Annotated in this window: 22 protein-coding genes; 6 read left to right on the forward strand and 16 right to left on the reverse strand. The window is 45.2% G+C overall.

Annotation, left to right across the window (positions count from 1 at the left end):
* Window positions 1-103 precede the first annotated feature (103 nt).
* From RT034_RS03660 to RT034_RS03675, 4 genes are all read right to left on the reverse strand, one after another.
* A complete protein-coding gene (locus tag RT034_RS03660) occupies window positions 104-835 on the reverse strand; it encodes an RluA family pseudouridine synthase (RefSeq protein WP_313013796.1) in 732 nt (243 codons plus the stop codon).
* Window positions 836-982: 147 nt separating this feature from the next.
* A complete protein-coding gene (hemL, locus tag RT034_RS03665; RefSeq protein WP_313013798.1) occupies window positions 983-2,299 on the reverse strand; it encodes a glutamate-1-semialdehyde 2,1-aminomutase in 1,317 nt (438 codons plus the stop codon).
* A gap of 297 nt (window positions 2,300-2,596) precedes the next feature.
* On the reverse strand, window positions 2,597-3,523 hold the full coding sequence (gene ppk2, locus RT034_RS03670; protein WP_409566303.1) for a polyphosphate kinase 2: 927 nt from the start codon (window positions 3,521-3,523) through the stop codon (window positions 2,597-2,599).
* A gap of 567 nt (window positions 3,524-4,090) precedes the next feature.
* Window positions 4,091-4,402, reverse strand: a complete 312-nt coding sequence (locus RT034_RS03675) for a YqfO family protein (RefSeq protein WP_313013800.1) — start codon at window positions 4,400-4,402, stop codon at window positions 4,091-4,093.
* Window positions 4,403-4,622: 220 nt separating this feature from the next.
* On the opposite strand from RT034_RS03675, the gene RT034_RS03680 reads away from it, so the two are divergent.
* Both RT034_RS03680 and RT034_RS03685 read left to right on the forward strand, forming a co-directional pair.
* Window positions 4,623-5,057, forward strand: coding sequence for a YeeE/YedE family protein (locus tag RT034_RS03680; RefSeq protein ID WP_313013802.1), 435 nt, complete (start codon window positions 4,623-4,625; stop codon window positions 5,055-5,057).
* A gap of 23 nt (window positions 5,058-5,080) precedes the next feature.
* The gene (locus RT034_RS03685; RefSeq protein WP_313013805.1) at window positions 5,081-5,509 is read left to right on the forward strand and encodes a DUF6691 family protein; all 429 of its coding nucleotides are present in this window, start codon (window positions 5,081-5,083) and stop codon (window positions 5,507-5,509) included.
* Here the strand turns inward: RT034_RS03685 and RT034_RS03690 are convergent.
* On the reverse strand, window positions 5,506-6,165 hold the full coding sequence (locus tag RT034_RS03690; RefSeq protein ID WP_313013809.1) for a TetR/AcrR family transcriptional regulator: 660 nt from the start codon (window positions 6,163-6,165) through the stop codon (window positions 5,506-5,508). The two genes, RT034_RS03685 and RT034_RS03690, sit on opposite strands and share 4 nt — an antisense overlap.
* Window positions 6,166-6,427: 262 nt before the next feature.
* Between RT034_RS03690 and RT034_RS03695 the strand changes: the two genes are divergently transcribed.
* Together RT034_RS03695 and RT034_RS03700 are read left to right on the forward strand one after the other, a co-directional pair.
* Window positions 6,428-8,155: a GMC oxidoreductase gene (locus tag RT034_RS03695; protein ID WP_313013814.1), complete on the forward strand. Its 1,728-nt coding sequence runs from the start codon at window positions 6,428-6,430 to the stop codon at window positions 8,153-8,155.
* A 46-nt stretch (window positions 8,156-8,201) separates the two neighbouring features.
* Window positions 8,202-9,644: a coniferyl aldehyde dehydrogenase gene (locus RT034_RS03700; RefSeq protein ID WP_313013817.1), complete on the forward strand. Its 1,443-nt coding sequence runs from the start codon at window positions 8,202-8,204 to the stop codon at window positions 9,642-9,644.
* A 107-nt stretch (window positions 9,645-9,751) separates the two neighbouring features.
* On the opposite strand, the gene RT034_RS03705 is transcribed toward RT034_RS03700, so the two are convergent.
* A complete protein-coding gene (locus RT034_RS03705) occupies window positions 9,752-10,996 on the reverse strand; it encodes an oxygenase MpaB family protein (RefSeq protein ID WP_313013819.1) in 1,245 nt (414 codons plus the stop codon).
* A gap of 341 nt (window positions 10,997-11,337) precedes the next feature.
* On the opposite strand from RT034_RS03705, the gene RT034_RS03710 reads away from it, so the two are divergent.
* Window positions 11,338-12,990, forward strand: a complete 1,653-nt coding sequence (locus RT034_RS03710; protein ID WP_313013822.1) for an MFS transporter — start codon at window positions 11,338-11,340, stop codon at window positions 12,988-12,990.
* Window positions 12,991-13,135: 145 nt separating this feature from the next.
* Window positions 13,136-14,248 (forward strand): HlyD family secretion protein, encoded by a 1,113-nt coding sequence (locus RT034_RS03715; RefSeq protein WP_313013824.1) that lies wholly within the window; start codon window positions 13,136-13,138, stop codon window positions 14,246-14,248.
* Between the two features lie 39 nt (window positions 14,249-14,287).
* On the opposite strand, the gene RT034_RS03720 is transcribed toward RT034_RS03715, so the two are convergent.
* From RT034_RS03720 to RT034_RS03765, 10 genes are all read right to left on the reverse strand, one after another.
* The gene (locus RT034_RS03720; protein WP_313013826.1) at window positions 14,288-16,123 is read right to left on the reverse strand and encodes a 3-hydroxyacyl-CoA dehydrogenase; all 1,836 of its coding nucleotides are present in this window, start codon (window positions 16,121-16,123) and stop codon (window positions 14,288-14,290) included.
* Window positions 16,124-16,367: 244 nt separating this feature from the next.
* Complete coding sequence (locus tag RT034_RS03725; RefSeq protein ID WP_313013827.1) at window positions 16,368-17,522, reverse strand: catalase family protein; 1,155 nt, start codon at window positions 17,520-17,522, stop codon at window positions 16,368-16,370.
* Between the two features lie 82 nt (window positions 17,523-17,604).
* The gene (locus RT034_RS03730) at window positions 17,605-19,194 is read right to left on the reverse strand and encodes a Dyp-type peroxidase (RefSeq protein WP_313013830.1); all 1,590 of its coding nucleotides are present in this window, start codon (window positions 19,192-19,194) and stop codon (window positions 17,605-17,607) included.
* Window positions 19,195-19,405: 211 nt separating this feature from the next.
* Window positions 19,406-19,975 (reverse strand): hypothetical protein, encoded by a 570-nt coding sequence (locus RT034_RS03735; protein WP_007117067.1) that lies wholly within the window; start codon window positions 19,973-19,975, stop codon window positions 19,406-19,408.
* A 541-nt stretch (window positions 19,976-20,516) separates the two neighbouring features.
* Window positions 20,517-21,725 carry an FMNH2-dependent alkanesulfonate monooxygenase gene (ssuD, locus tag RT034_RS03740; RefSeq protein ID WP_313013831.1) on the reverse strand — a complete coding sequence of 403 codons (1,209 nt, stop codon included), beginning with the start codon at window positions 21,723-21,725 and terminating at the stop codon, window positions 20,517-20,519.
* A 373-nt stretch (window positions 21,726-22,098) separates the two neighbouring features.
* Window positions 22,099-23,025: a CysB family HTH-type transcriptional regulator gene (locus RT034_RS03745; protein ID WP_062332006.1), complete on the reverse strand. Its 927-nt coding sequence runs from the start codon at window positions 23,023-23,025 to the stop codon at window positions 22,099-22,101.
* A 217-nt stretch (window positions 23,026-23,242) separates the two neighbouring features.
* On the reverse strand, window positions 23,243-23,971 hold the full coding sequence (msuE, locus tag RT034_RS03750; RefSeq protein ID WP_096489682.1) for an FMN reductase: 729 nt from the start codon (window positions 23,969-23,971) through the stop codon (window positions 23,243-23,245).
* A gap of 200 nt (window positions 23,972-24,171) precedes the next feature.
* The gene (locus tag RT034_RS03755) at window positions 24,172-24,819 is read right to left on the reverse strand and encodes a methionine ABC transporter permease (protein ID WP_313013835.1); all 648 of its coding nucleotides are present in this window, start codon (window positions 24,817-24,819) and stop codon (window positions 24,172-24,174) included.
* A complete protein-coding gene (locus RT034_RS03760) occupies window positions 24,812-25,885 on the reverse strand; it encodes a methionine ABC transporter ATP-binding protein (protein WP_313013837.1) in 1,074 nt (357 codons plus the stop codon). The genes RT034_RS03755 and RT034_RS03760 overlap by 8 nt, the downstream gene beginning before the upstream one ends.
* 44 nt (window positions 25,886-25,929) lie before the next feature.
* Entirely contained in the window at window positions 25,930-26,796 is an 867-nt protein-coding gene (locus RT034_RS03765; RefSeq protein ID WP_313013839.1) for a MetQ/NlpA family ABC transporter substrate-binding protein, read from the reverse strand.
* Between the last annotated feature and the right edge of the window lie 66 nt (window positions 26,797-26,862).

Here is a 26,862-nt window from a genome sequence, read left to right on the forward strand (position 1 = left end):
AGGGACATGGTGAGTATGCCCCTTTTTTGCTGCTAACCTTAGGATGAAAACAGTACTCTAAACCCTATCATTTTAAAAGATAGATTGCTAACAACCCACATAGTTAAAACGGCACGGGGCTTTCCCATTCCATCCATACACCCGTATTGGGATGTTTTAAACGTAATTTGTGTGCATGTAAGCAAAGCCTAGGCGATAAATCAAACGCTTGACCGTCCAGTACATCTTGCGCGTAGATGGGGTCGCCAAGCATCACATGCCCGATATGCAGCATATGAACGCGTAGTTGATGACTTCGCCCTGTGACCGGATACAAGGCGACACGGCTAACAGCCTTACCCTCACGCAGTTCATGGTGCAAGGTTTCATATTTCGTATAGGCGCGTTTATCCCAATTCATATCAACGATATGCTTGGGTTTTTGTGGCGGGTCGTAGCGCACGGGCACATCGATTTCGCCTTGCTGCGGCGGCGTTCCCCAGACCAGCGCTTGGTATTCTTTGCTCGGAATACGCTCGATAAATTGTTTGCTGATATGGCTTTGCGCCTCGCTATGGCGCGCAAAAATAATAATGCCTGAGGTGTCCATATCAAGTCTGTGAATAAGTTTGACGTTGGGGTCGGCTTTGAGCAAACGCGATTGCAAGCTTACTTTGAGTTCTTTACCATCCACCGATAACAGCCCGTGCGGTTTGTCGATGACCCAAATGTCGTCATCACGATAGAGAGTAACAGATTTGGCAAAGTCGTCAAAAAAGTGTTGCGGCTGCTGACTTTCTTCAAGATTACGCTGTGCAATGGATGCTGGGGTTAACGCTTGGGGGAGTTGTCGCATGGGTAGTTTTTATTCTCTAAAATCTATTTGATCGAAAATTGATAGTATTTAAATCACTATTTGCGCTCTGACCTTTGGCAAACTTCACCAAAGGCAACCATCCAAACGCAATTAAAAATCCTTTGGCAAATTTTTTATGTGCAACCGTTATGCTTTCGCCATTTCGCTAAACACTTCTTTTGCCGCTTGCAAGGTCGCATCCAAGTCTTCTTGCGAATGTTCACTACTTATAAATGCTGCCTCAAAGGCTGATGGCGCAAGATACACACCGCGATCGAGCATACCGTGGAAGAATGTCGCAAATTTTTGCGCATCGCATTGGCACACCTCTTCAAAGTTTTGTGGCAATGTATCGCTATCAGTAAAAAACAGCCCAAACATACCGCCACAGCGCGTGGTCTTAAAGCCAATACCCGCGTCCTTCGCCAACTGTTCAAGATTATCAGTCAAGTAAACGACTTTTTCGCTTAATGCGTCATAAAAACCCTCAGCCGTGAGCAAATCAAACATGGCAATACCGGCACGCATTGCCAGTGGATTGCCCGATAAGGTGCCTGCTTGATACACACCGCCTAACGGCGCGATACACTCCATAATCTCACGTTTACCACCAAACGCCCCGACTGGCAGACCTGCACCGATGATTTTACCAAATGTGGTCAAATCAGGGGTAATGCCAAAATGGGCTTGCGCTGACTGTAAGCCAACCCTAAACCCAGTCATCACTTCATCAAAAATTAGCACAGCGCCATGCGCGGTACACTCGGCACGCAAGGTATCGTGGAATTGTTGCGTGGGTACAATCATGTTCATGTTGCCGGCGATAGGCTCGACAATCACACAAGCGATGTCATTGCCAAATTGCGCAAAGCAGTCTTTGATGGCTTGCGGGTCGTTGTAACGAATGGTGAGGGTGTGTTTGGCAAAATCAGCAGGAACCCCTTTTGAGCTGGGTTCACCGATATCTAGCATGCCCGAACCCGCTTTGACCAGCAGACTGTCGCTATGACCGTGATAACAGCCTTCAAATTTGACAATTTTGTCGCGCCCTGTATAGCCCCGTGCTAGACGAATCGCGGACATGGTGGCTTCAGTACCTGAGCTGGTCATACGGATTAATTCAACACTGGGAATCAATTCGCAGATTTTGTCCGCCACCGTGGTCTCAAACGTGGTGGGGGCGCCAAAGCTTAACCCGTCATCTGCCGCATTTTTGACCGCTTCGATAATATGGGGGTGCGCATGACCCAAAATCATCGGTCCCCATGAGCCCACATAATCTATATAGGGTTTGCCTTCGGTATCATACATCTTGCTGCCACGGGCACGGCTGATAAAGACAGGCGTCCCTCCCACGCCCGCAAATGCCCGCACAGGTGAATTCACGCCTCCTGGAATATGGGCTTTGGCTTGTTTAAACAGTAATTGGTTGGTTGTCGAGTTGTTTGAGTTATTTGAATTCATGGGGCTCTCAGCTAGATAAATTTTTGCCTATTTTAACAAAATTCGGGGGTATTGAATACGCTTGCCGTCTATCTTGAATTTGGCTGGCTTGACTTTGGGTGACGAAAAATAGGCGATTGTCGATAATAAAATGTAGTTTTGGCTTTTTTGATATGTCCCCACCTTTTGGCAACAATGGTTTGGCAGCAATAGTAGTGAACTACTTGTTGCTCTCTTTAAAGTAAAAACCCCAATGCCATGCACTGGGGTTATTGTGTTGTTGTTTTGCGGTGTTTGACCCATTATTTTACTGGGTAATTATTTGTGGGCTTTAAACGAGATATTGGGTACCGCCAATTCGTTATATTCGCCTTTTTCATATAAAGCCCCGGCACGACCCACAATCAATGGGTCAACCGTGCCTACCACTTTCGGGTCTTTATTGTCGTAAGGTAGTTTGCTTAATACATAGCGCATCGCATTCAAACGCGCGCGTTTTTTATCGGTTGACTTGATGACAATCCAAGGCGATTCTGCACTGTCGGTGTTAAAGAACATGGTTTCTTTGGCAAGGGTATAATCATCCCATTTGTCGAGTGACGCTTTGTCAATGGGCGAGAGTTTCCATTGTTTGAGCGGATGCGCTTCACGCTCGGCAAAACGGCGGCGCTGCTCTTCACGACTGACTGAGAACCAAAATTTGATTAAATGAATACCTGAGCTAATCAGATGTTTTTCAAACTCTGGGACTTGGCGCATAAAGTCATTGTATTGTTCTTCGGTACAAAAACCCATGACACGCTCGACACCAGCACGGTTATACCATGAACGGTCAAATAGCACGATTTCGCCCTTGGTCGGTAGATGCTGGACATAACGCTGGAAGTACCATTGACCCGCTTCTTGCTCGGTGGGTTTTTCAAGGGCAACGACTTTGGCACCGCGCGGGTTTAAGTGTTCCATAAAGCGTTTGATGGTACCGCCTTTACCTGCGGCATCACGACCTTCAAAGATGATAACGATTTTTTGCCCGCTATCTTTGACCCATTTTTGCAGTTTTAATAGTTCAACTTGTAGCTCGTATTTTTGGGCTTCATAGTTTTTGCGTGACATACGGTTTTTGTAGGGATAACCGCCTTCACGCCAGTTGTCCGCCAATTCATCGTCTTTGTTGATTTTGCTTTGCACGGTGGTGGTTTGGCTGCTAAATAGTTTTTTGACTTCGTTGATTTCATCATTGGACATACCATTGATCAGCGCCTGCAAGTGCTCTGCCATTTTCTCGACATTGCCTGTGGTCAGGTCTTTATTCATGATGCTTTCGATGGCGCGTTTTTTGGCATTGGCTTTTTCACTCACCCCTGCTTGCTGAGACTGCTCAAGCAACACTGTGGGATCGGTCTCATAAGGCTGGTCAATGCGCTCGGTCGCTGGTGTTTTAGTATTGCGGCGCGCTGGGGTCTTTACAGCTAGGGTCTTGGTAGGCTGCGACTTTTGGGGCTTCGCTTTATCCGTTTTGGCATTGTCAGTTTTGGTACTGTCAGTTTTGGCGCTATTTACCGCTGTGCTATTGGGAGGATTTGCCATGTCTCACTCCTTAAATTCAATGGTCGGCTGATGGGTTAAAGTAAAGTGTAACAAATTATTTACTATTGACTATAGACCATTTAAAACCAAGCCACAATCGCTTTTTACCCTATATTCTGGTCATACTTTTCACTTGTAGTCGAGCCAAAAAAGGCGTTTAATAACCTTAGGCATGTAAGTAGATAGGTAAGCGAATCAGTCATCGGGTGACGATAAACTGGATGACTAAATATCTTCAAGCTTTAGCACATCATAAGCGGGGGTTTCATACGGGTGTGCCTGTTTTAAGGCTTGCACCACCGCTTTGATGCGCTCATCTGCAACCACCATCTCGACTCGCCATTCTTCGATTGTTTGTAATTGATTGGTGATACCAATAAAGGCTTGATTGCCTGCCAATGGCATAAACTGTCCTGTACCCAACACTTGCCAACAGCAATACTGATAATTGCCAATCTGCCCTGCCCCTGCGTCAAACAAGGCTTGCTTTACAGCCTCTAGATAGTCGGTCGGTATGTATGTGGTGAGTTTATACATGGGTTACCTTATTAAACTGTTAAGCCGTGAAGCCCTATCATCATGGTTTTGTACTTATTTTAATCTAGCTTTAATCTAACATAGTTTTTTTGCAAAAAGCGCGTTGGTCGGCGTTTTTTCGTTGATTATTATCCCATTTTAAAAAAAATTCACCCTTAAACGCGCTATATATTATACAATATTGTATAATATATATTATTGTGAAATGCTTAGGTGGCGTATGTTGTTATTTTCTATTGCAGATTATAGTCATCCATTGGTGGGTGGTATGTTGATTGGGCTCTCTGCGGTTATGCTGTGGTGGAGTATTGCCAAGATTGCTGGCATCAGTGGCATTGTGTCAAGTTTATTGCAACCAAACTCACCCGATTTTACTTGGCAATTGGCGTTTTTTATTGGCTTAGTGGTATCGCCTTGGGTGGTTGGTCAGTTATTTGGTTTGCCAACCATTGAGGTAACCTCATCGCCTTGGCTGTATATTATTGCAGGTTTACTAGTGGGTATTGGTACGCGGATGGGCTCAGGGTGTACCAGTGGTCATGGCATCTGTGGTAATGCGCGCTTTTCGCCCCGTTCATTGGTGGCAACCATTGCCTTTATGTCCGCAGGGTTTGTGACGGTGTTTATCGGTCGTCATTTGTTGTCATTGATTTAATTGAGACGTTAGGGGCATATATCATGCGAAAAGAAATTGTGTTATTGATTAGTGGTATCTGTGGGTTGGTTTTTGGTACAGGCTTGATTGTCAGTGATATGGCAAACCCAAAAACCGTGCAAAGCTTTCTTGACCTAGCAGGCGATTGGAATCCTGCGTTGATGTTTGTGATGGTTGCCGCGCTCATTGTCGCCACCATCGGTTTTAACTTAAGTCACTTAAAAAAGACCAGTCTATCGGGTGCGCCGTTTCCACCGATTCGCCGCGGTATTGATAAGCGCTTGGCGATTGGGTCGATGATATTTGGTATCGGTTGGGGCATCGCTGGTATCTGCCCTGCCCCTGCGGTGGTACTCATGGGCATGGGTATCTGGCAGGGGATGGTGTTTTTTATCGCCATGCTAGTGGGTATGGGAATAGTGACAGCGTTTGATAAAACCCAATCAGTTTAGTCATCAGTAGGGTGAAATAACCGATAAAACCCACCCGTCATGAGCCAGCTTGCTAGTTGCTGTGGCGTTTCTGTTTGCCCTTGTCGCACCCAATGAATATAGGTGTGATACAGCATTCCTGAGGCAAATACCAAATTGTACTCCCCGCTTTTATCCTGTGTCGCGGTCATAGCTTGGCAAGTCAATGCCTGCTTTTTGCGGTATTCGACAAAAATTTTGCTATTAAGGAGGGTGTCTAAAATCAACCCTTCAAAGCCTTGATTGAGCAAAATCTTGGTTGATAACTCAAACTTGCTCAGATAGTCAAACACGCGTACCAAAAACGCATAAAACTCGGACTCGCTTGCCGCCGTCAAGTCGATAAAAGGAAAATCATGCTCAATCTGCGCCAAATAGTCTTTGAGTAACGCAAGTTTACTATCGTAATTGCGGTAATAGCCCATGCGACTCACACCTGCCTTTTGGGTCAGCTCGGTGACGCTGATATCAGCAAATGGGGTGGATTCCATGAATTTGAGCAGCGCTATGGCGAGCGAGCGTCTGACCACGGTGTTGGCATTGCCCATGATATGCGCCTGCTGTCCAAAATCACTCAAGCTCGACTCAATACTCGTACCCGTGGGCGATGGAAGCGGTGTGAAGGTTGGCTTTGGCACGCGTTAATCCTTTCAACTCAATCCTTTACTTAAGTTATCAAAACAAAACGAACCCAAATGTCACAGTTGCAGTAGCCTGCTGAAAAATTAGTATACCCTAATCAGGTAGCGGGTTGAACTGTTTAGCAGTAAACCGCTGTTATAGAAAGACAGATACAGCCAAAAAGTCACTGCAAAGTAGCCCGCGGCAGGTCAGCTGTAAGGACAACTATTCAAGATAACTATTAAGGACAACTATTAAGGAAAATAAGGAAAGCGATACATGGAAGGTCAATCATTTGATACGGATTTTTTGGTCATAGGCTCAGGCTTTGGCGGTAGCGTCTCAGCGATGCGACTGACCGAAAAAGGCTATCGCGTGATTATCGCGGAGCAAGGCAAGCATATCTCTCCTGAAACCATGCCCAAAACCGTGCGCGATATCAAGCAATTTTTGTGGTTGCCTGCGCTCAAGTACAAAGGTTTTTTTTCGCTTCAGCTATTTAAGCATGTTATGGTGCTGCATGGTAATGCAGTGGGCGGTGGCTCAATCACTTATGCCAACACCTTATTACAGCCAGAAGACAAAATTTGGCAACAAGGTAGCTGGGCAGGGCTTCACGATTGGCAAGCGGTGATGCCACAACATTATGAGACCGCCAAACGCATGCTAGGCGTGAGCCAAAACAAAAAAATCGGCAACGCAGATTTGATGCTACAAAAAATGGCAAACCTAAGTGGCGTGGGTGATAGTTTTTATCTTACCGATGTGGGCGCCTACTTTAGTGAACATGACAAGTATGCTCACCCTTCTGTCAATGGTGACCCGTATTTTGGCGGCGCAGGTCCTAAGCGCAGTCCCTGTATAGGCTGTGGTGGCTGTATGGTGGGCTGCCGTTATGGCGCCAAAAATACCCTAGATAAAAACTACCTGTATTTTGCCCAAAAGAATGGCGCTACCCTGCTCGCTGAAACCAAAGTCACGGATATAGTACCGATAGCAGATGCTAGCAAATCGCCAAGCGACCCTGCCTATCAAAACGGTTCGCAAGGCTATCGGGTGACGCTGCAATCAGCGGATAAAGGTGAGTATCAAATCGCCACCCAACAGATTGTACTGTCAGCCTCCAGCCTCGGTAGCCAAAAACTGCTGTTTGAGCAGCGCCATAAAGGCAATATGCCCCATATTTCCCCTTATCTTGGCAAGCGTATCTATACCAATGCTGAATCTTTGCTAGGCGTGCGATTTTTGGATGAGCAACATGGCGCCATGAGCGATGGCGTGGCTATCGGCTCTGGGATTTATTTGGGCGATGGCACACACATTGAGGCGACACGCTATCCTGAAGGTTTTAATATTGCCTCCTTTTTGGCGACGTTAAGCAATTATAAAAACGGCAAAAAAATGTCGCTACTGGCTTGGTTATGGTGTTTTATAGCGCAGTTTATCCTCAAGCCCCGTCAAGCGTGGCGTGCATTTCGACCACATAATATGGCAAAACAAAGTCTTATCTTGCTATGTATGCAAAGCACGCCCTATGCGCTTGAAATGCGCTATCAAAAAAGCCCGTGGTGGCGGGCTTGGTTAGGTAGTCGCTACCAGATGCAAACCTATGGTCCTGCCATCCCTGCCTTTATCCCAGAAGCAAGCGCATTTACCGAGCAGATGGCAACCCAAATGGGAGGAATCGGTTATGGCGTGTTGTCGGAAGTATTTTTGAACATCCCGACCACCGCGCATTGTATGGGTGGGATTTCGCTGGGCAACTCAGCAGCAGATGGCGTGGTCGATAAGTACCACCGATTGTTTAATTATCAAGGGTTTTATGTCTGCGATGGCAGCAATATCTCGACCAACTTGGGCGTCAACCCAAGCCTCACCATAACAGCATTGACAGAGCATGCCATGAGCCATATTCCACACAAAGTAACCCAGTCACCGTACCCTGCGGATACCACAAGGCAAAACGTGACAGTTGTGCAAAAAGATGCTAGCAAGATACCGGCTTAACTGCTATGTTGAGTTAAAATTTAACTAAATGATTGGGATAATACACATGACACCTCAAGACAACTCAGATGCAACTAATTCGGATGCAACTATCAATGCCATGCAGCAGCAGTTTGACATCATGCGAACGGCTAGCCGTCAAGACCAACATGTCGATTGGTCAATTCGTAGTGCGCGGCTAAAAAAATTAGAGCAGCTGGTGATGGATAACCAAAGCGAGATTATCACCGCTATTCATGCCGACTTTGGACAACGCCCAGCGGCTGAAACCACCATGCTTGAACTGTTCCCAACGCTTGAAGCCATTCGTTATACACAAAAGCACGGCAAGGCTTGGTCTGCCAAACAGCCCGTCAAAACTGGGATTTGGTTTTTGCCCGCTCGTAGTTATATCCAGCCGCAGCCGTTAGGACTCGTGGGCATTATTGCACCTTGGAACTATCCGCTGTATTTGGTGATTGCGCCGCTGGCTGCCGCATTGGTGGCAGGCAATCGTGCGATGCTCAAAGTCTCAGAAGCGTCACCGAATTTTGAGCGGTGGCTGGCTAATGCGTTACCCAAGTATTTTGCCGCAGACGAAGTGACTTTGATCACAGGGGGTGTCGAAGTCGCGCAAGCCTTTAGCCAATTACCGTTTGACCATTTGTTTTTTACCGGTTCTACCACAGTGGGCAAACATATCATGAAAGCCGCTGCCCAGAATTTGACCCCTGTCACCCTTGAGCTGGGCGGCAAATCTCCTGTCGTGGTGACGCCAAGCGCTGATTTGGCAAAAACTGTCAACCGCGTATGGACAGGCAAAACCATGAACGCAGGACAAACCTGTATTGCGCCTGATTATGTGTTGATGCAGGGGGATAAAAAACACGCCTTTATCGAACAATCAACCGCATGGCTTGACGCCCACTACCCCAATCTTGCAGACAACCCTGACTATAGCTTTGTCATCAATCCCAAACAAGCCAGCCGCGTGCAAGGTTATCTCGATGAAGCCAAACAGCGCGGCGCCACCCTCATTCCACTGACCGATTATGAAGTGAATCTCGAGACTGGATTTTTCCCACCGATGATTGTCACTGATTTACCAAGCGATGCTAAGTTGCTGACAGAGGAAATTTTTGCCCCTGTATTGCCACTGGTGTCCTACCAAGACTTGGCGCAAGCGGTGGCGTATGTGAATGAGCGTGACCGCCCACTGGCGCTGTATGTGTTTGGCGAGGACAAAACCGACACCGACTACGTGCTCGCGCATACGGTGAGTGGCGGCGCGTGTATTAACGAAACGATTTTTCACATTGCCCAGCAAAATCTGCCGTTTGGCGGTGTCGGGGCATCAGGGATGGGGCGTTACCACGGCAAATATAGCTTTGACACCTTCTCTCATCCAAAAGCGGTGTTTAAACAAAGTCACCTTAACTTCGCGCATTTGCTCCAACCACCGTATGGCAAGACCTTTTGGAACATGATGAAGGTGATATTAAAAGCCTAGTGATTGCAATGCCTAGACAACCTTGTATGGATAACTTTGCCTATATAACTCGGCATAGATAAGCGTTACTGTCACTGTTATAAATTACTAACGTCGTATGTGCTAGTTCATTGGTAATAGTTGTCGTGCTTTTTGAGCCACCAGTTCATGTTATCTTGGCGTTTGGCGCGAAATTGCGCCAATCTTTTGGCAATAGCCGCATTGTGCGCTCGTGCGGTATCAAGCCCAAATACAATCGGCACACTGACAAGCACGCCATAGCGCCATTTTGGGCTAGGTAGTCCCAAGCCATCGCCAATATCATCACCCACTAAAGTCCGTGTGACACTGGCATTGATCCGCTCAACCAGCTGTCCACGTCTGTTATCCTCGCCCATGATTTGCGAGGGTAAATCATGCAGCGCTTTGGCGAGGGGTTTACCAAATTCAAAATCTAATTGCTGGGTTGCCAAATAGCTATAAAGCCATGCCCACGCCTCGGTTTCATCTTCAGGAATGCGTGCCAGCTCAATCCCCATCCACCAACTCGCCAGTTGCCATAAATGCATAATGCCTTGTGATTCTTCGGCGCTGATTCTTGCCCCCAGTAATTTTAGTCCGCGCATAATGAGTAGCGAAAACTGCAAGTGGGTTGCCACCATATCAGTTTGGTTAATGGGCAACCCCCAGTAGGCACTGTCCCAATCATGACTGCATAAGTGTTGTCGTACCAGACCGTGTGTCTGACGCACTTGCAGACTTTGTCGCCAGCCTTCTGTGCCAATTGCCAACGGTGGTTGCTGATTGCGGCTAATCGCTGGATACTCAGACACTGCCAAAATATATGCATAGGTTCGCATGAGCCTCGGCAATGCATCATGCACTAATGCCCCTGTTTTGATGAGTGGCAATGAGAGCGCAGGGATACTATAGCCTGCCATTAGCGCGACATTACGCAATAACCAAATCAGCATCAACGGATAGCGCCGATAGGCAATTGCGCCAATCTCGGCAAGCTTGGCATCATACCAGCTCGGATATTGGCAAAACTGCTGATACAGCGCCTCAAACGCTGGCTGTTGCAATAACGCTTTAGCTGCCGATACATTACCCGTTTGCGCTATCCCTTGCTCATGCAAAATCAATTGCTGCAGGGGTTTGGCGAATTTGATACCGCTGGATAACAGCGCATCGACAGGCTGATCTGCAACACCATACCCCTGCTGCATCTGTTGCAATAAATCCTTTGACACCTCAAAATCACGGGGCAATAAAAATCGTTTGATACGCTGCAACACTTGTAAATCAGCATGGTGGTCAATGTCAGTATTGCGCCCCAGTGTCGGCAAATCGGTTTGATAAAGCGGGTTCATAGCAGTGATGAATCAGTGATGAATGAACAGATAGCCTAGCGCATTTTGGCAACTAAAAAATACTTATGTGCCAAAAAAAATCGAATTTTTTTGTTTAAAAATGTTAGACCTTAATCGACTGGGTGTATTTACTGGATGAATTTGACCGTAGCTTGCCTAATGGGTTTCAATGACCAGTGTGATAATGATGGGTTGGGTATTGATGTCTAGCATAGCGCTAGTCCATGTCATATGCATCATTTCACATTTATCGAACTATTTTGTCGCTGACGCTAAGCCTATTTTTGATTACACTATAGCCAACCTCTCTTGTCTTAACAGTATCAAAATCGAGCTACCCTTTGAAATCACCTAGAATCTTAGAAACGCCACCCAATTGGACCGAGGATGAAAAACCCGCGTTACCCGGTTCCCCACCGAGTATTGCTCACTCTCGATCAAAAAGCATTGTGTACTTTGTCATCGGTGTTTTTATTGCAATTTGTGGTGGCTTGGGCAATGGCATTATTACCGCCAATTTACCGCAAATCCAAGGCGAATATGCGCTGACATTCTCACAAGTGGCTTGGATACCTGCTGTGTATGTGATGGCAAATGTCAGCGCCAACCTGCTGCTGTTTAAAGCGCGTCAACAATTTGGATTACGCTGGTTTTCTGAAATATCCCTGCTGATGTTCATGCTGGTGATGTTTATTCATATATTTGTGCAAAACTATCCGATGGCTTTACTGGTCAGGGCGATAGGAGGCTTTGTCGCGGCGCCGTTATCCTCACTCGGGCTTTATTATGTGATGCAAGCCTTTAGTAGTCAGTATCGCCTGCAAGGTTTGTATATTGGTTTTGGGGTCAGTGCGCTGGCGATTCCGTTGGCTTGGATAATGTCGCCTTATTTGGTCAATGTGAATGACTGGACTCGGCTTTACACCTTTGAGTTTGGTTTGGCGCTGTGTTGTTTTGCGATGGTGGTCGCCGTCAAGTTGCCACGAAGTTTACGGATCGAAGTGTATGAAAAGAAAGACATTCTCACCTTTTTGTTATTGGCGCCCGGTTTTGGGTTACTGTGTGGGGTGTTGGTACAAGGGCCTATTTTATGGTGGGAAAACTCACCGTTATTGGCGTATATGCTCATTGGCGCGTTGGCGCTGTTGATGTCAGGCTTTTTCTTTGAGCATTACCGCAAAAATCCTTTGATTATGACCCGCTGGCTGGGGAGTTTTGCGTTATGGCGTTTTGTAATAGGCGCTTTTTTACTGCGTTTGATTATGTCTGAGCAAAGCTACGCGGTGGTGAATTTTTTAAAATCCCAAGGTCTCATGTCCGACCAGTTTGTGGGTTTTTATACGGTCATATTTTTTGGTATGTTGGCAGGTTTGATAGTCAGCGCACTGACCTTTTCACGTGATCATTTGATTCCGCCGATGGTGGTAGCGACTTTGCTCGTAGCGATTGCCAGTGTGTATGATGCCAATATGCTCACCAGTGACGTACGACCCCAAAATTTTTATCTCAGTCAATTTGCAGTCGCGTTTGCAGGCTCACTGTTTATGGGTCCATTGGTATTGATGGGATTTGGGCTGACGCTACGACAAAGCGTCAATCATGTCATCACCTTTATCATATTGTTTGGGGCTACCCAAAACTTTGGCGGGTTGGTAGGCTCGGCTTTTTATAGCACCCTGCAACAGCAGCGCACCCAGTATCATAAACAAAGTATTTTGCAGCAAATGCAATCGACAGATGCCACAGTAACCCAGCGGCTTCAACAATACCAAGCAGGGTTTAAACCCGTCATCACCGACAGCAATTTGTCGCAGCAACAAGCCCAACAATCCCTCAACCAAATTGTCACGCGAGAAGCGCAGATTAAAGCGTATGGCGATATCATTACTGTGAACAGTTACATTGCCACGTTTTTATTTGCTTGGGGTATGATTAATATCGCCCGCAAAAAATACATTGAAAATCGGCAAAAAGCAGCAATTAAGCAAACATAGACTTGATAAGCTAGATGCTTATAACAAGGCGACCCAATTAGATAACTGTTTTTAGATAACTGGTTTTTTAAATAACAGTTTAATGATAAATTGAATGACCAATAAAATTTAATCATCAATAAAATGCTTACGGAAAACCCAACTCATGAGTAGTGAAGCAACAACCCAAAATGATGCGCCAGCTAATGACAGCGATGATAAACCCACACAGGCGCCTGAAAAGATTATCAACCCTAGACCGCTTACCTTAATTATCATGTTGGTGGTTTTTTTGCTCGGTGTTGGGGTGATTTTATGGGCATGGCATTTGGGTCCGTTTAACTCCCCACTGCAACAAACCGAAAACAGTTATGTCAAAGGCAATATCACCCTATTGTCGGCACAAATTAATGGTTATATCGAAAAAGTCTACGTCACCGATTTTGAGGACGTCAAACAAGGTCAACCGTTAGTTAAAGTCAGCAGTGCTAACTACTCACAGCAAGTGGTACAAGCCGAATCAGGGCTGGAACAAGCGACTACTAATTTAGCCAACCAACAACAAATCATCGAGCAGCGCAAAGCCGATGTCAAAGCCGCGCAGGCAAAAGTAGCACAAATTAAAACCCAGCTAGAATTGTCTATCCAACAGCTGAAACGACTTGAATCCTTGGTCGGTGTTGGCGCCGTGTCACAAAATGAAGTCGACACTGCCAAAGCGGCAGTTAAAAACAATGAAGCACTGATGAGCCAAGCAATCGCCAGTGTCGATGTCGCTCGCGAAGGTCAAAAAACCGCGGAAGTGGCAAAAATTGGTTTGGTAGCACAGATTAAAAGCGCCAATGCACAGCTAAATCAAGCCAATACCAACCAAGAGTATGGCTTAATCACCGCCCCGACCTCAGGTAGATTAGGGCAAATCAATATCCGTACCGGTCAGTTGGTGACACAAGGCACGCAGTTGGTTTACCTCATTCCAAAATCGATGTGGGTCATTGCCAATTTTAAAGAAACCCAAATTGATAAAATGAAAATGGGGCAAAAAGCGTGGTTTACTGTCGATGCCCTAGGCAAACAAAAATTTACGGGGGTAGTCAAAAGCATCTCCCCCGCAACAGGGTCAGAATTTAGTGTCATTAAAACCGACAATGCCACTGGGAATTTTACCAAAGTGGTACAGCGCATTTCTGTACGCATCGACATCGATGGCAACCAAAGTCGTCTGAATGAGTTGATACCCGGCATGTCGGTAGTGGCAACAGTAGATACGTCAAGTTAGCAAATTAACCCTTGTTTATTCTCCTCTACCAAACGCAGTTTAGTCAGATAAGCTTAAAAAATCTTTCGCTAAATAAGCTGGGTTAGGATATTGATAGAACCCTTCGCCCGTGGCTTCACCCAGTTTGTTGGTATCGACCAGTTCTGCTTTAAGCTTTGCAGCGGGCTGCTGCAAAGAAGGGTCCGTTTTTGCCAGTTCATTAAAGATGTTGTAGTTGGTTTTCATGCCATTTTTATCCAAAATCGCCATCGGTCCAAAGGGTGAGCCCGTGGCTATCATCCACGTTTTATCAATGGTTGCGGCATCGGCAACGCCGTTTGCCCACAGTTTTAACCCCGCTACCAATAACGGAATCAATAAGCTATCAAGTACATAGCCTGATTGTTCTTTTTTCACCGCTATCGGTAACATAGCAATGGCTTTGGCAAATTCGATGACGTCAGCATAGACTTGTGGGTCGCAGCTTGCTGCCGCCATCAACTCCACCGTATTACGGATATGGATGTGATTGGCAAAGTGCAGCATCAAGAATTTTTCTGGGCGGTTAGTAAAGGTCGATAACACGCTTGGCAATAGCGTTGATGAGTTACTGGCAAACACGGTTTTGGTAGGGGCGGCGGCTGAGGCTTTTTGATAAAAATCTTTTTTGATGTCTAAGCTTTCTGGCACCGCTTCAATCAATAGGTCTGCATCTTTTAACGCCTCATTTAAGTCCGTGGTGTAAGCTAAATTTTTACTAGCTGCTGCCACTTGGGCATCGGTTTCACCTAGGTCATGCTGATGCTGATTGGCAAGGTCGGTAAAGCGGGTTTTCGCATTAGCAATCGCGTCATCGTTAATGTCATAAATAGTCACGTTAAACCCATGAAACGCACATTGCACCGCAATTTGGTTGCCTAATACACCACTGCCTGCCACAGTAATATTTTTATAAGGTACTTTGGATAAATCCGCTTTGGGTGGTTTTAAAAAATCAGGGTGGTTAAAGGCGGGATTGGGATATTGATAAAATCCTTCGCCCGTTGGCACGCCCAGTTTATGTTGCTCGATGTACTCTTTTTTAAGCATATCGACGACCGCTTGGTCTTGTTGTTTGCCCTTAGCCACAGCAAGCTTGTAAATATTGTAAGGGGTAGTTAGCCCCAGCATATCATAAAAAGCAAATGGTCCCATCGGCGAGCCTGTGCCAAGCATCCAAGTTTTGTCGATGGTTTGAATGTCAGCAATGCCTTGGATATACAGCTGCATCCCTGCATTTAACCAAGGATTGAGTAGTGAATTTAGTACATAGCCCGAGGTTTCTTTGTTGACGATAATAGGCACCATGCCGATTTGTTTGGCAAACGCGGCCACCGCATCAAATACATTAGGGTCGGTATCGGCATGTGACATAATTTCGGCAAGGTTGCGCTTCCAAATCTCATTGGCAAAATGCATCATCAAAAACTTAGCAGGACGGTCGGTAAATTTGACCAAATCACTGGGCAACATGGTAGATGAGTTACTGACAAATACGGTTTTTTCGGGGGCGGCTGCGGAGGCTTTTTGATAAAAATCTTTTTTGATGGCGACATCTTCGGGCACCGCTTCAATCAACAAATCGGCGTCTTTTAAGGCGGCGCTTAAGTCTGAGCTATAACGCAAATTTTGCTCAGCCTGTTTGGCTTGTTCGCTTGTTTCACCCAAATCAGCCTGATGACGTTTGGCGATATCGGCAAATTTGGTTTTGGCTTTATTGAGTACCTCGTCATTGATATCATACACAACGACTTTAAAACCATGAAACGCCGCTTGTACGGCGATTTGATAGCCCAAAACACCACTGCCCGCGACTGTGATATGGGTAAAATTCACAAGAGGATTCGACTCTGACATACAATACTCCTAGATTAACGGGCAAATACGCAACTTTATATTAGCTGAGTGAGGGAAATTTTTTGCTATTATCGTATTTGCTGTCGACTATTTTTGATTAGATTAAAAGAAAAAAAACCGTTAGCCCAGTCACAGGCTAACGGTTGTTGAATGATTGAGGGCGATGTAGTTTTTCACCCAATGGGTGAAATCTTACCTCAAACAATGCCCCTATAACCGCCCCGCTACTGATTTTTTGCCAAATTTACAGGCTGTAAAAATCTTTATCAAATGCCTGTTTTAGGTTGGTTGGCTCGGCACGTTTTTTATGATTTAAACGATGACGCGTGGTCGAGGCGGTTTGATAGGCACGCAGTCTTGCGTGTTGCAAATTACCAATCGGACGGTTGGCTTCAATACAGCGAAACGGGGTAAATGACAAATGCTCCATAATGTCAAAGTTGCCGTCATCCGGCACATCTTGGCAAGGGATGGTAAGTTTTGCCACTGTCACAAACGGTGCGTCTTTTTCATCCCATTCTTTGGTTAAGTCATTGATGGGTTGGTCTTTTAAGTTACGGCACAGCTGGATTTGCACATCAAACTCATAATCGTGCTCACGGATTTCTTGTAAAATCAGAGGACGAATCGCCTCGCTGGTGGCGTTGACATCTAGGTCACGGCGTTTGATTTTGGCTTGTGACGCTTTGGTCGGGGCGACACGGATTTTTGCCATATAGTCGCCATGACGCACTGCCCCTTGTGAATAAAAACTGTATAACAAGGTATTTTGCGGTTTGATGGTTTTAAATTTACTAAAAGCCCTAAAAGTCTTGAGGGATTCTTTGGATGGCAGTTTTTTGCCATATTGGGTAACCCAGTCAAAGGCAAATTTGGCTTGACCTTTTGCGCCTTTGGCAAAATAATCATTTAATTGTAAAAATAGCCGTGAAATATAACTATAGTCTTGAATGGTGTTACAAAAGAAAATAGGAAAATTAATCAAATTGTAGTCAAAGTTTGGGCTATCTGGCTCATCTGGCAGTAATTTTTCGCCTTTGACACCAAAGACTTTAATCGCCAACCCTTGAGAAAGCCCCAACTTGTTGTCGGCAGCCACACGAGATGAGCCATTAGAAAAACGAATCACCGCTTCATGGCGAGCGGGTTTGGCATAGATACCTTGGGCATATTCTTTGGGCAGTTTTGGTAAAATCTCAAAGTTGGCTTTTAACGCACAGTAGCCTTTGGCATGGGCATCTCGTGTGTGATAGTTGATTTTGCTAACCGTGTCTGATTTGCCGATATAGTCACGAATATCTGCGGTGATTTGGTCGATGGCTTTTTCATCGTCACTAGTAAGCTGGTCGATGGCTGGGTCAAACTTCGCATAACGACGACCGAATAATTTATTTAACATGATGATTGTCCTTTGTTATTTTCATTATTTTATAAGATTAGCAGTACTAAAAACGCCTAACCTTTTTTTATTTAGTTTTACTCTAATATGAATTTTCGTTAAGCTCACTAATCCATTTGAGTGCCGACAAGCTTGGTACAAAAAGATATTCGCCGCCTTGTAGGGTATTAAATTGCAAAATATTGGTATGACGCTTACGAATTGGCTCATCGGGTACAGTGAACACATCGCTATCAGCGTCACTACCTGCGTGTACGCCTAGCATTGGGTCACGTTCTTCCCCAAGGTTCATAAAGTTACCGTCATTAATCCATTGGCTTTGCAAAAACTCAAGCGTGTCCATGGCATGCGCGTTGATACCGATAAAAAATAAACCCCGGTCTTGACCGTCGTCTTGGGTCACGTTGGGCGGCACGATATCGCCATACGATACACTACGACGGATGATACGGTGAAGACGCACATCGCTTAGAATAAAGTCTTTGGTATTGCGTGGGTTCATACGGCGAGCATGAGCACCAAACGGGCAGCCTTTGCCATAGGGATCGTCCGTGTAGTCAAATTTATTGTTTGCTACATTGTCTTTGCCGAGGGCTTCATCATCGTGATCTGGGCTTAGGGTGATGGGGGCACCCGAACGCCAGCGACCGAACATTTTTGCCCCCAGTTTATCGGCTTTAGCTGGGTCATTGTCGCTTTGTTCTAGGCAATAGCGGTGAAAGTCAGCCACATTACTGCGGTATTTTCGCAGTACCATAAACGAGCCGTTTTTACCCAATACTTCAGGCTGTGGCATGGGGGGTACGACGCCCGCTTCACCTTTATAACCTAACACAAATTCACCCGCCGCAATCGGACGTTCGGTGTTATTTTCAAGGGTGATACCACTGCCATCAACTTCTGGGTTACTGATGCCATCGCGATAACCAAACACGTTTTTGACGTCACCATCTGCGCCAAAATCATGTTCTACCAAGATTTCGATAGCGTTACGGCTGGCATCTAGATAAGGGGCAAACGCCTGTTTAAGTTCGGTAAGTTTGGCTTGCCATTTTTCTTGGCTATCGGCAATTACCGCGCCACAAATATGAATATCGCCTTTATCACCAAATGGCGCAAGCCAGTTGCTAGGGTCATTATCGCCTTTGTCACCCAAGATATCAGAGCGACCTGCCATACCTGTTTTGAAATTTTCTGGGAAAGAATCAAGCGAGCTTTGCGGTAAGCCTAAAGCTTTTAGCCCCTCATACGTCATCACAATAGTCAAATTGGCATCCATATCTTTTTGGAAATTTTTTGAGCCTGTGACGTTTGGTAATACCGCTTTTAGTAATTCACGACCCGCGTTGCTGTCATTGACTTTTAGCGCGACAAGCGTGCCATAGTAAGGCGCAGGGCGGTCATGTAAGATGATGGCTTGAATATCCTCAAGTTCCATCGTAGCGATATTGGGATAGATAGCGTTCGTTGCCCGTGTGGTGACGCTGTGCAGCTGCGTGCTGATTTTTTGTGTGGCTTCGTGTACCCGTTCTTTGACACTGCCTTTTTCAGCGGGTGTATCGCTGTGTTCAAATTTGTCTTTAACGGCCTCTATGCCATGCTCAATACCATCTTGTAGATGGGTTTTTAATTTGCCAAGTAGGCTTTCATTCGCTGGGTTGTCGTTATTCATGGTCGTTCCTAGCAGAGAATTTCAAAAATTTGATGCTAAGAACCTGCTCACCATACACCACGCTAAATATCGCCTATGGTAAAAATCACGCAACAAATGGCTTTTGTATCGAAATTTTAACCTAAAGCTTGCCCGTTCAGCGTACGCTTGGAATAGTACCCTTATAATAGTACGATAAACGTGATATGGTGAATACAGGTTCTAAGTCGGCTTATTGGGCTTGTTCAATGGCTTTATTAATGCCACGCACGATTTTGTCATTACGCGCAATATCACGAACCGTTAGATGGGGTACACCCACATACCAACCGGTAGCGGTAATCTGATGGTCAAGGATGAATTGCTTGACAGTCGGGCTCTTAATCCCAGGCCAACCCTCTACATTGCCAAAAATCAAGTCCATGAGTTCTGGAATTTTGGTAGCAAAGTCGTTGATGTAGGCGTCCCAATCGCCATCATAGGCGGTACAAAACAGTAGCTTGGTGTCATTGTCTAAAAACACCAACCGCAAATCATGCAAGGTGCCTACATTGGTCGCCCCTGCAAGATTGCCTTTGGTGATTTCTAAAATTCGCTTGATACGAGCTGCCCCATCTTTGGTTAAGGGAGCGATGGCGGTGAGTTCAGACACTTTGCCTGATTTTAAGCCCTTTTCACCGGCACTGGTGACAGAATGGTCATAGCCATCATTAGCGCCCTCTTTGAAGTTTGCCATGAGCATTTGTGCTTTCAATGCCACATCATCTAATAAAGAAAGTTTTTCGTTGTTTTCAGTTGTCATGTTTTATTGCCCTTATAGTTAGTTGATCATTAATTGAGGTGCATGATTTAAATTTATTTATCCCATTGTTTTATTATTTAAAATTTAAATCTTTTTAATTATATAAGCCGTAAAAAGTAAAAAGCGCTAAATTAACTTTTATCACCCATAAAATTACATAATTAAACTATTGATTAAAAAATGACATACTACAAACTGCAAAATTAACAGTAGTAATTTAAAAATTTTAATTGCTATCAATAATTTATTCAAATTGTGAATGTAACCCATTTATAGAGGAGTCGTTTTTCCTGCTATGGATTTGCTAAAAAAAAGTTGGGATATTGACACCTTGATGATTAACTTTAGCAAAATAGGTTGTTGGTCTAATCTCATCGCATAACTGGCTACCACTTTTAAAAAAAAGGTCTATCAGTTAAAAGGTTTATCATGGCTCGGGTGCATCTCACATACCCTGTCAGATGATAGATATAGATAATTATAGCCAAAGCGTAAAACGTGCCTTAGTTAGCACGTTTTATCACAGGCATTTAAGACGCCTTTAAGAGGCAATAGCTTGTTTGGGTGTTTCAGTGGCGGGTGTTTTTGAGGCTGCAATGCCGCTAGTTTGTTGCGGGGGTGCATAGTTATTAGCGACAATTTCACCAAATGGTCCTGTCAAATTTGGCTTGACCAAGGTGTTTTGGGTGTCAATCGGTAATAATGGGAAAACCAATTCAGCAAACCGATACGCTTCTTCCAAGTGTGGATAACCTGAGAAAATAAAGTTATCAATGCCCAAATCGGCATACTCTTGAATACGCGCGGCAACGGTTTGTGGGTCGCCCACCAGTGCCGTGCCTGCGCCACCACGCACCAGTCCAATCCCTGCCCATAAGTTAGGCGAAATTTCTAAGTTATCACGGCGACCGCCATGCAAGGCCGCCATACGTTGTTGTCCCACCGAGTCCATTTGGGCGAATTTGGCTTGGGCAGCGGCAATGGTGTCGTCAGTGACATAACTCAACAATTCATCAGCGGCTTGCCAAGCGGCTTCATTGGTTTCACGCACAATCACGTGCAGACGAATACCATAGCTTAACGTGCGACCTTTGGCAGCGGCTTTGGTTTTAAGCTGCTCAATCTTCTCTTTGACGGCAGCAGGCGGCTCACCCCACGTCAAATAACTGTCAACTTGTTCGGCAGCCAGTGTTTGCGCCGCCTCAGATGAACCGCCAAACCACAACGGCGGATATGGCTGTTGTAGAGGGGGATATAGCAATTTGGCATCTTCGACTTGCAAGCGTTCACCGTTAAAGGTGAAGGATTCGCCTGTGTGCGAGCGGGTTAAAATCTCTCGCCAAATCGTGGTGTATTCACTGGCTGTCTGATAACGCGTCGCGTGGTCTTCAAAGATGCCATCGCCTTTAAGCTCTTGTTCGTCGCCGCCTGTGACCAGATTAAGCAGCAATCGACCATTTGATAAACGATCAAAGGTGCCTGTCATACGAGCGGCAAGCGCGGGTGTCGTCACCCCAGGGCGTAATGCCACCAAAAACTTTAAGCGAGTGGTCGCATCAATGAGACTAGCAGCGACCAACCAAGGGTCTTCACATGAGCGACCTGTCGGAATCAACACGCCTTCATAGCCAAGATTATCGGCTGCCACTGCAATTTGCTTCATATAAGTATGGTCAACGGTTCTTGCCCCTTTACTCGTGCCTAAATAACGACTATCGCCATGTGTCGGTATAAACCAAAAAATTTTCATCGTAACCCCTGCTTGTAAGCTCAAAAATTGATTAAGATAACTCGCCTTTTGTCATGGGCGGTTTATCGGTAGCCATAAGCTTAAAGCAAATATCGCTCAATAAAAAATAACAAAAACTGCTTTGGTTAGCACAAAAAATACTTAATAATTTTGCTGCTAACCCTATCAATTTAATCGCTAAAGCAGTGACATCAAAAAACGCTTTACAGTTTTCACCATAAAGCGTTTTATCGTCAAATGAATTGATATCGACACCAGATAAACAGGCCCAAATCTTAAAAATAGCACAGCAAGCGAGACAACAAGCGAATTTGACGCGTATTTCGGATGTAACACACGATAAGTTTGCAACCTTGCTTATCAGGATTTAGTGTTAGCTGCTAGGTTGTATGGCATCATGCATTGTTGCTTGGGTTAACGTAGGGTTACACAAGGCTAAAAACTGATAGCCAAATCCTCGTAAAAAATGCCCTTGTCGCACCGCGAGCAAGGTGGTATTTTGATGAAATAGCGGCTCGCAATTGAGTAATGTTAACTGGGTGTCTTTATTGGGATTGAACGCCATATCCGCGATAATACCAATGCCCATACCAAATTCCACATAGGTTTTTATCACATCAGAATCCAACGCCGTCATCACGATATCAGGCTGTAATTCTGCTTTGGCGAACGCTTCATCAATCATTGTTCGCCCGGTATGACCACTAATGTAAGTGATAATCGGATAATGGGCAATGTCGGCAAGCGTTACCTGTTCAAGCTGGGTTAGCGGATGGTTTGGCGGCACCACAATCGCATGATACCAGTGATAATAAGAAAAAGTCACAAGCTCGCTATAGCTTGACAAGGCTTCGGTGGCAATGCCAATATCCGCTCGTCCATCAAGTAGCATTGCCGCAATTTCTGGCGGCGCGGCTTGTAGCAAGCGCAAATGCACTTTAGGAAAAAGCTGTTTAAACGCTTGCACAACGGGCGGCAAAATATAACGAGATTGGGTATGGGTGGCTGCGATGGTCAATTCGCCTTTATCTTGGCTGGTATATTGTTCAGCCAAGGTTTTGATATTGTTGGCATCATGTAGCATCCGCTCTACAATGACCAACAATTCTTTACCCGGCTCGGTCAAACCTAATAGCCGTTTGCCCTTACGCACAAACAGCCCGACGCCAAGCTCATCTTCTAAGTCTTTGATATGCTTGGACACACCCGATTGTGAAGTAAATAATGCATTGCCTACTTCCGTCAAGTTATAGTCACAGCGTACCGTTTCTCGAATAATACGAAGTTGTTGAAAGTTCATAGTCTGTTGCCCCAAATAATCCGATAATGAATAAAATTAGTGTAAGCCGAGCGGCCTAGGACAACAAACGCCTATCAAACAAATTCATATTCCAAAATTACATATACCAATCACACAAAAAACAAAATTTGAATAACCCAAACAGTTTGTTGCTCGGGTTGTATTCACTCATACTGAACCTTTGATATCAGCTAATACGCACTAAGACATGCGCCCTTTAGGCGACGGATGGATGGTTTTTAGGGGATGATTGAGTAGTTTGCGGGTGTAGTCTGGCTTCGGCACTCGATAAATCTGGCACTGCCACAGAGGGTAATATTTCGGCTTGTTCGACTTGTTTATTAATGCCTAACTGCTGATTGGCTTGCGCTGATTTTTCTTTAATGGCTTGGGCGCGTCGGCCTTTGGCGGGTGCCCACTCAAGTATCGGTAACGCGCGCGCCACCGCTAACACAATACGGTCACGCAACTGTTGGCTTGAGACGGTGTATTCTGGGGTAAAGTCTTTATCCGTCGCATACACGCCTATTGGTAATGTTTGGGCTTGGAAAAAACTAAACAATGGGCGAAGTTGGTGCTCTAGAACCAGTGCATGACGATCGCTACCGCCAGAGGCAGCCAATAATACCGGCACATCCACGAGCGCGGTTTGCTCCACAAAGTCAAATAAGTGTTTAAACAATCCGGTAAAAGACGCGCGATACACTGGCGTTCCTACAATCAAGGCGTCCGCCGCCTCAATCGCTGCCAAGTCGTTTTGTACTCGCTCTGGCAGTTGGTTACGATAAATCGCCCCACTGAGTAAAGGCCCGATTTCACTAAGTTTGATAAAATGTACGTTGATGGGCGTGGCTTGTGCCAATTCATCTACAATATTTTGTACCAGACTTTCGGTTTTTGATGGTGTGTTGAGCCCACCTGATACCGCAACGATATTGAGTGGCATGGCTGGATTTGATTGATTGGTTAGATGTTGAGTCGCAGACATCTTTATTCCTTAATTTAGTGTAATCAGATAAATCGATGACATTTCGATAAGCCCATTAAACGAAAAATTAAGCCGTTTGTGAAACAACAATATCTGCATTATTTAGCTGATTTTTTGCTATATCAAATTTGCCATATCAAAGTGGTAAATCTGCATGGCTACAATTGGCGTTTATCGACCCATTGAGCCAAACTATCGCCTGTGGCTTGCACCAACATCACCAATGTCACCAAAACCACAATGACTGATACCATCATTTGCACATCAAAGCGCTGATAGCCATAACGATAGGCAATATCGCCCAAGCCCCCCGCCCCAATCGCGCCAGCAATGGCAGACGAATTAATCATGGTGACAATCGTCACGGTAAACCCGGCAATAATGCCAGGCAATGCTTCGGGCAATAAGACATACCGAATAATCTGTGTACGGTTGCAGCCAATCGCTTGTGCCGCTTCTATGAGCCCTGGGTCAACTTCACGCAGACTCACTTCGGCAATTCGAGCAAAAAAAGGGGTCGCTGCTAAGGTTAACGGTACCACGGCTGCCCACACACCATAGCTTGTACCGACAATCATTCGAGTGGCTGGAATAATAGCCACCATCAATATCAAAAAGGGAATAGCACGCACGATGTTCACCGACCAACCCAAACTTAGATTGGTCAAAAATGATGGGGCAATACCTTGCTCGCTTGAATTGACCAATAACAATGCGATCGGCAACCCCAATAAAAACGCTAAAATCGCTGATACGCCAACCATAATCAGCGTATCAGTCAACCCCGTCAGTAACAACTCAAGCATAACCGATTAACTCCACATGCAAAATTTGATGACCCAAGCGATGCGCCAACTGGGCGACATCTAAACCCGTGGTTGCGACGCCAACGACGATATTGCCTACCAAGTAGCCTTGAATGGTATCCACTTGACTTTGATACAAAGAGACGGGCGCTTCAAATTGCGCAAAAATTGCTTTTAAATCAGGCGCAGATTTTACTGGGGCAACGTATCTTAGATTGAGCAAGGTATGAGTGGCATTGTGTTTGTCGGTGAGTTTATCCTCACCCAAATCAATGGATGACTGGTTATAGCCTAGTAACTCTTGCGTCATGGTGTGCATGGGTGAGGCAAATACTTTCCACACCGGTCCTGTTTCAACGATTTGCCCTTGGTTAATGACAATCACTTGGTCACAAATATCTCGAATGACTTGCATTTCATGGGTAATGAGCACAATGGTAATGCCAAGTTTTTTATTAATTTGCTTGAGTAACTGCAAAATTAACTGGGTACTTTCTGGGTCTAGTGCTGACGTGGCTTCATCACACAATAAAATTTTGGGTTCATTCACGAGCGCCCGCGCAATGCCCACCCGCTGTTTTTGACCGCCTGATAACTGAGAAGGATACATCAATGCTTTATCACTGAGCCCCACCATCTCTAGCACTTGCGCCACCCGTTTATTGATATCAGCCTGACTTACCTTGGCGACTTTTAATGGCAAGGCGACGTTGTCTTGTACCGTTTTGCTCGACAGCAGATTAAAATGCTGAAAAATCATACCAATGCCTTGTCGAAGCTGTCGTAACTGTGCTTGGTTGAGTGCCGCCACATTGTTATCATCGATATAAACATGGCCATCACTAATCGACTCCAAGCCGTTGATAATGCGTAATAAAGATGATTTGCCTGCCCCGCTTTTGCCGATAATACCCAGAATTTTGCCTGTTGGCACCTCAAGCGAGATATCTTTTAGTGCATGAATCGCTTGCGCTTGTCCTTGATAAAACTTATTGACCTTATCGATTCGGATATAGGGAGGTGATGAATGACTGTCATCTTGGGTAATATGAGTAAACGACTGCATAGCATGATCCTTTGTAATTGTTATGGCTAAAACTTGTTAACGCATTACGAGGTCCAACCTGGAAACCAAAGTTTTCCCCCGATTTCTTTATCAAGCACTTGTTTTACGTTGGGTGACGTTTGATAAATGTGAATAAATTTTTTCAGCTGTTCGGCTCGTTCAGGATTTTTTTGGGCAAAATCATCCCGGGTGACAAATAAAATCGCATAGCGGTTGTTGGTGGTATCATCAAGGATTAAGGCTTGATTGGGGTCAATGGTTTTGGCTAAGCGCAAATAATGCGGGTAGCTAAACACCAAATCAGCATCATCAACCGCTCTTGCGGTCTGCGGGCCTTCGACTTCAACAAATTGCAATTGTTTTGGATTGCTGCTGATATCGTTTAAGTTAGACAGAAAATTATTTGGGTCTTTTAGCCCAATTAATTTTGCCTGTTGCAGCAGTAGTAGCGCTCGCCCTTGATTAACAGGGTCATTTGGCACCACCACACGGGCACGCGTCGGCAATGCTGTTAGGCTTTGGTATTTTTTAGAATACAAACCGACATGGGTGGCAACCCCTTTCCCCAAAGCCGATAGCTTATACTCTGGATGCTGTTTGAGTGCATTGGTTAAAAACGGCTGATGTTGAAAATAATTGGCATCGATGTCGCCACTGTTAAGTGTTACATTTGGGGTATTCCAATCCGTAAACTCGACTAATTTAACGTTGATACCTTGCTGTTTCGCCGCCGCGACTGCTTCTTTAAGTGGATTGGCAAAAGGCGGGCTAATACCGATGGTTAACGGTTTATCTTTGGTGACGTTTGATGCTTGGCTTTTATTGTAAAATGCCCAGCCGCTCAGTAACACCAAGACAGCAATGATAGTTACCCCTAAAACAGTAGCACGATGTTTTGCTGCGATTGCCATAATAGCTCCTTAAAAATGATGGTTTAAAAATAGCTGCTTAGAAATAGCTGCTTAAAACATAAAAAA

This window comes from Moraxella sp. CTOTU48841, from assembly GCF_032061225.1.
Lineage (GTDB): Bacteria > Pseudomonadota > Gammaproteobacteria > Pseudomonadales > Moraxellaceae > Faucicola > Faucicola cinerea.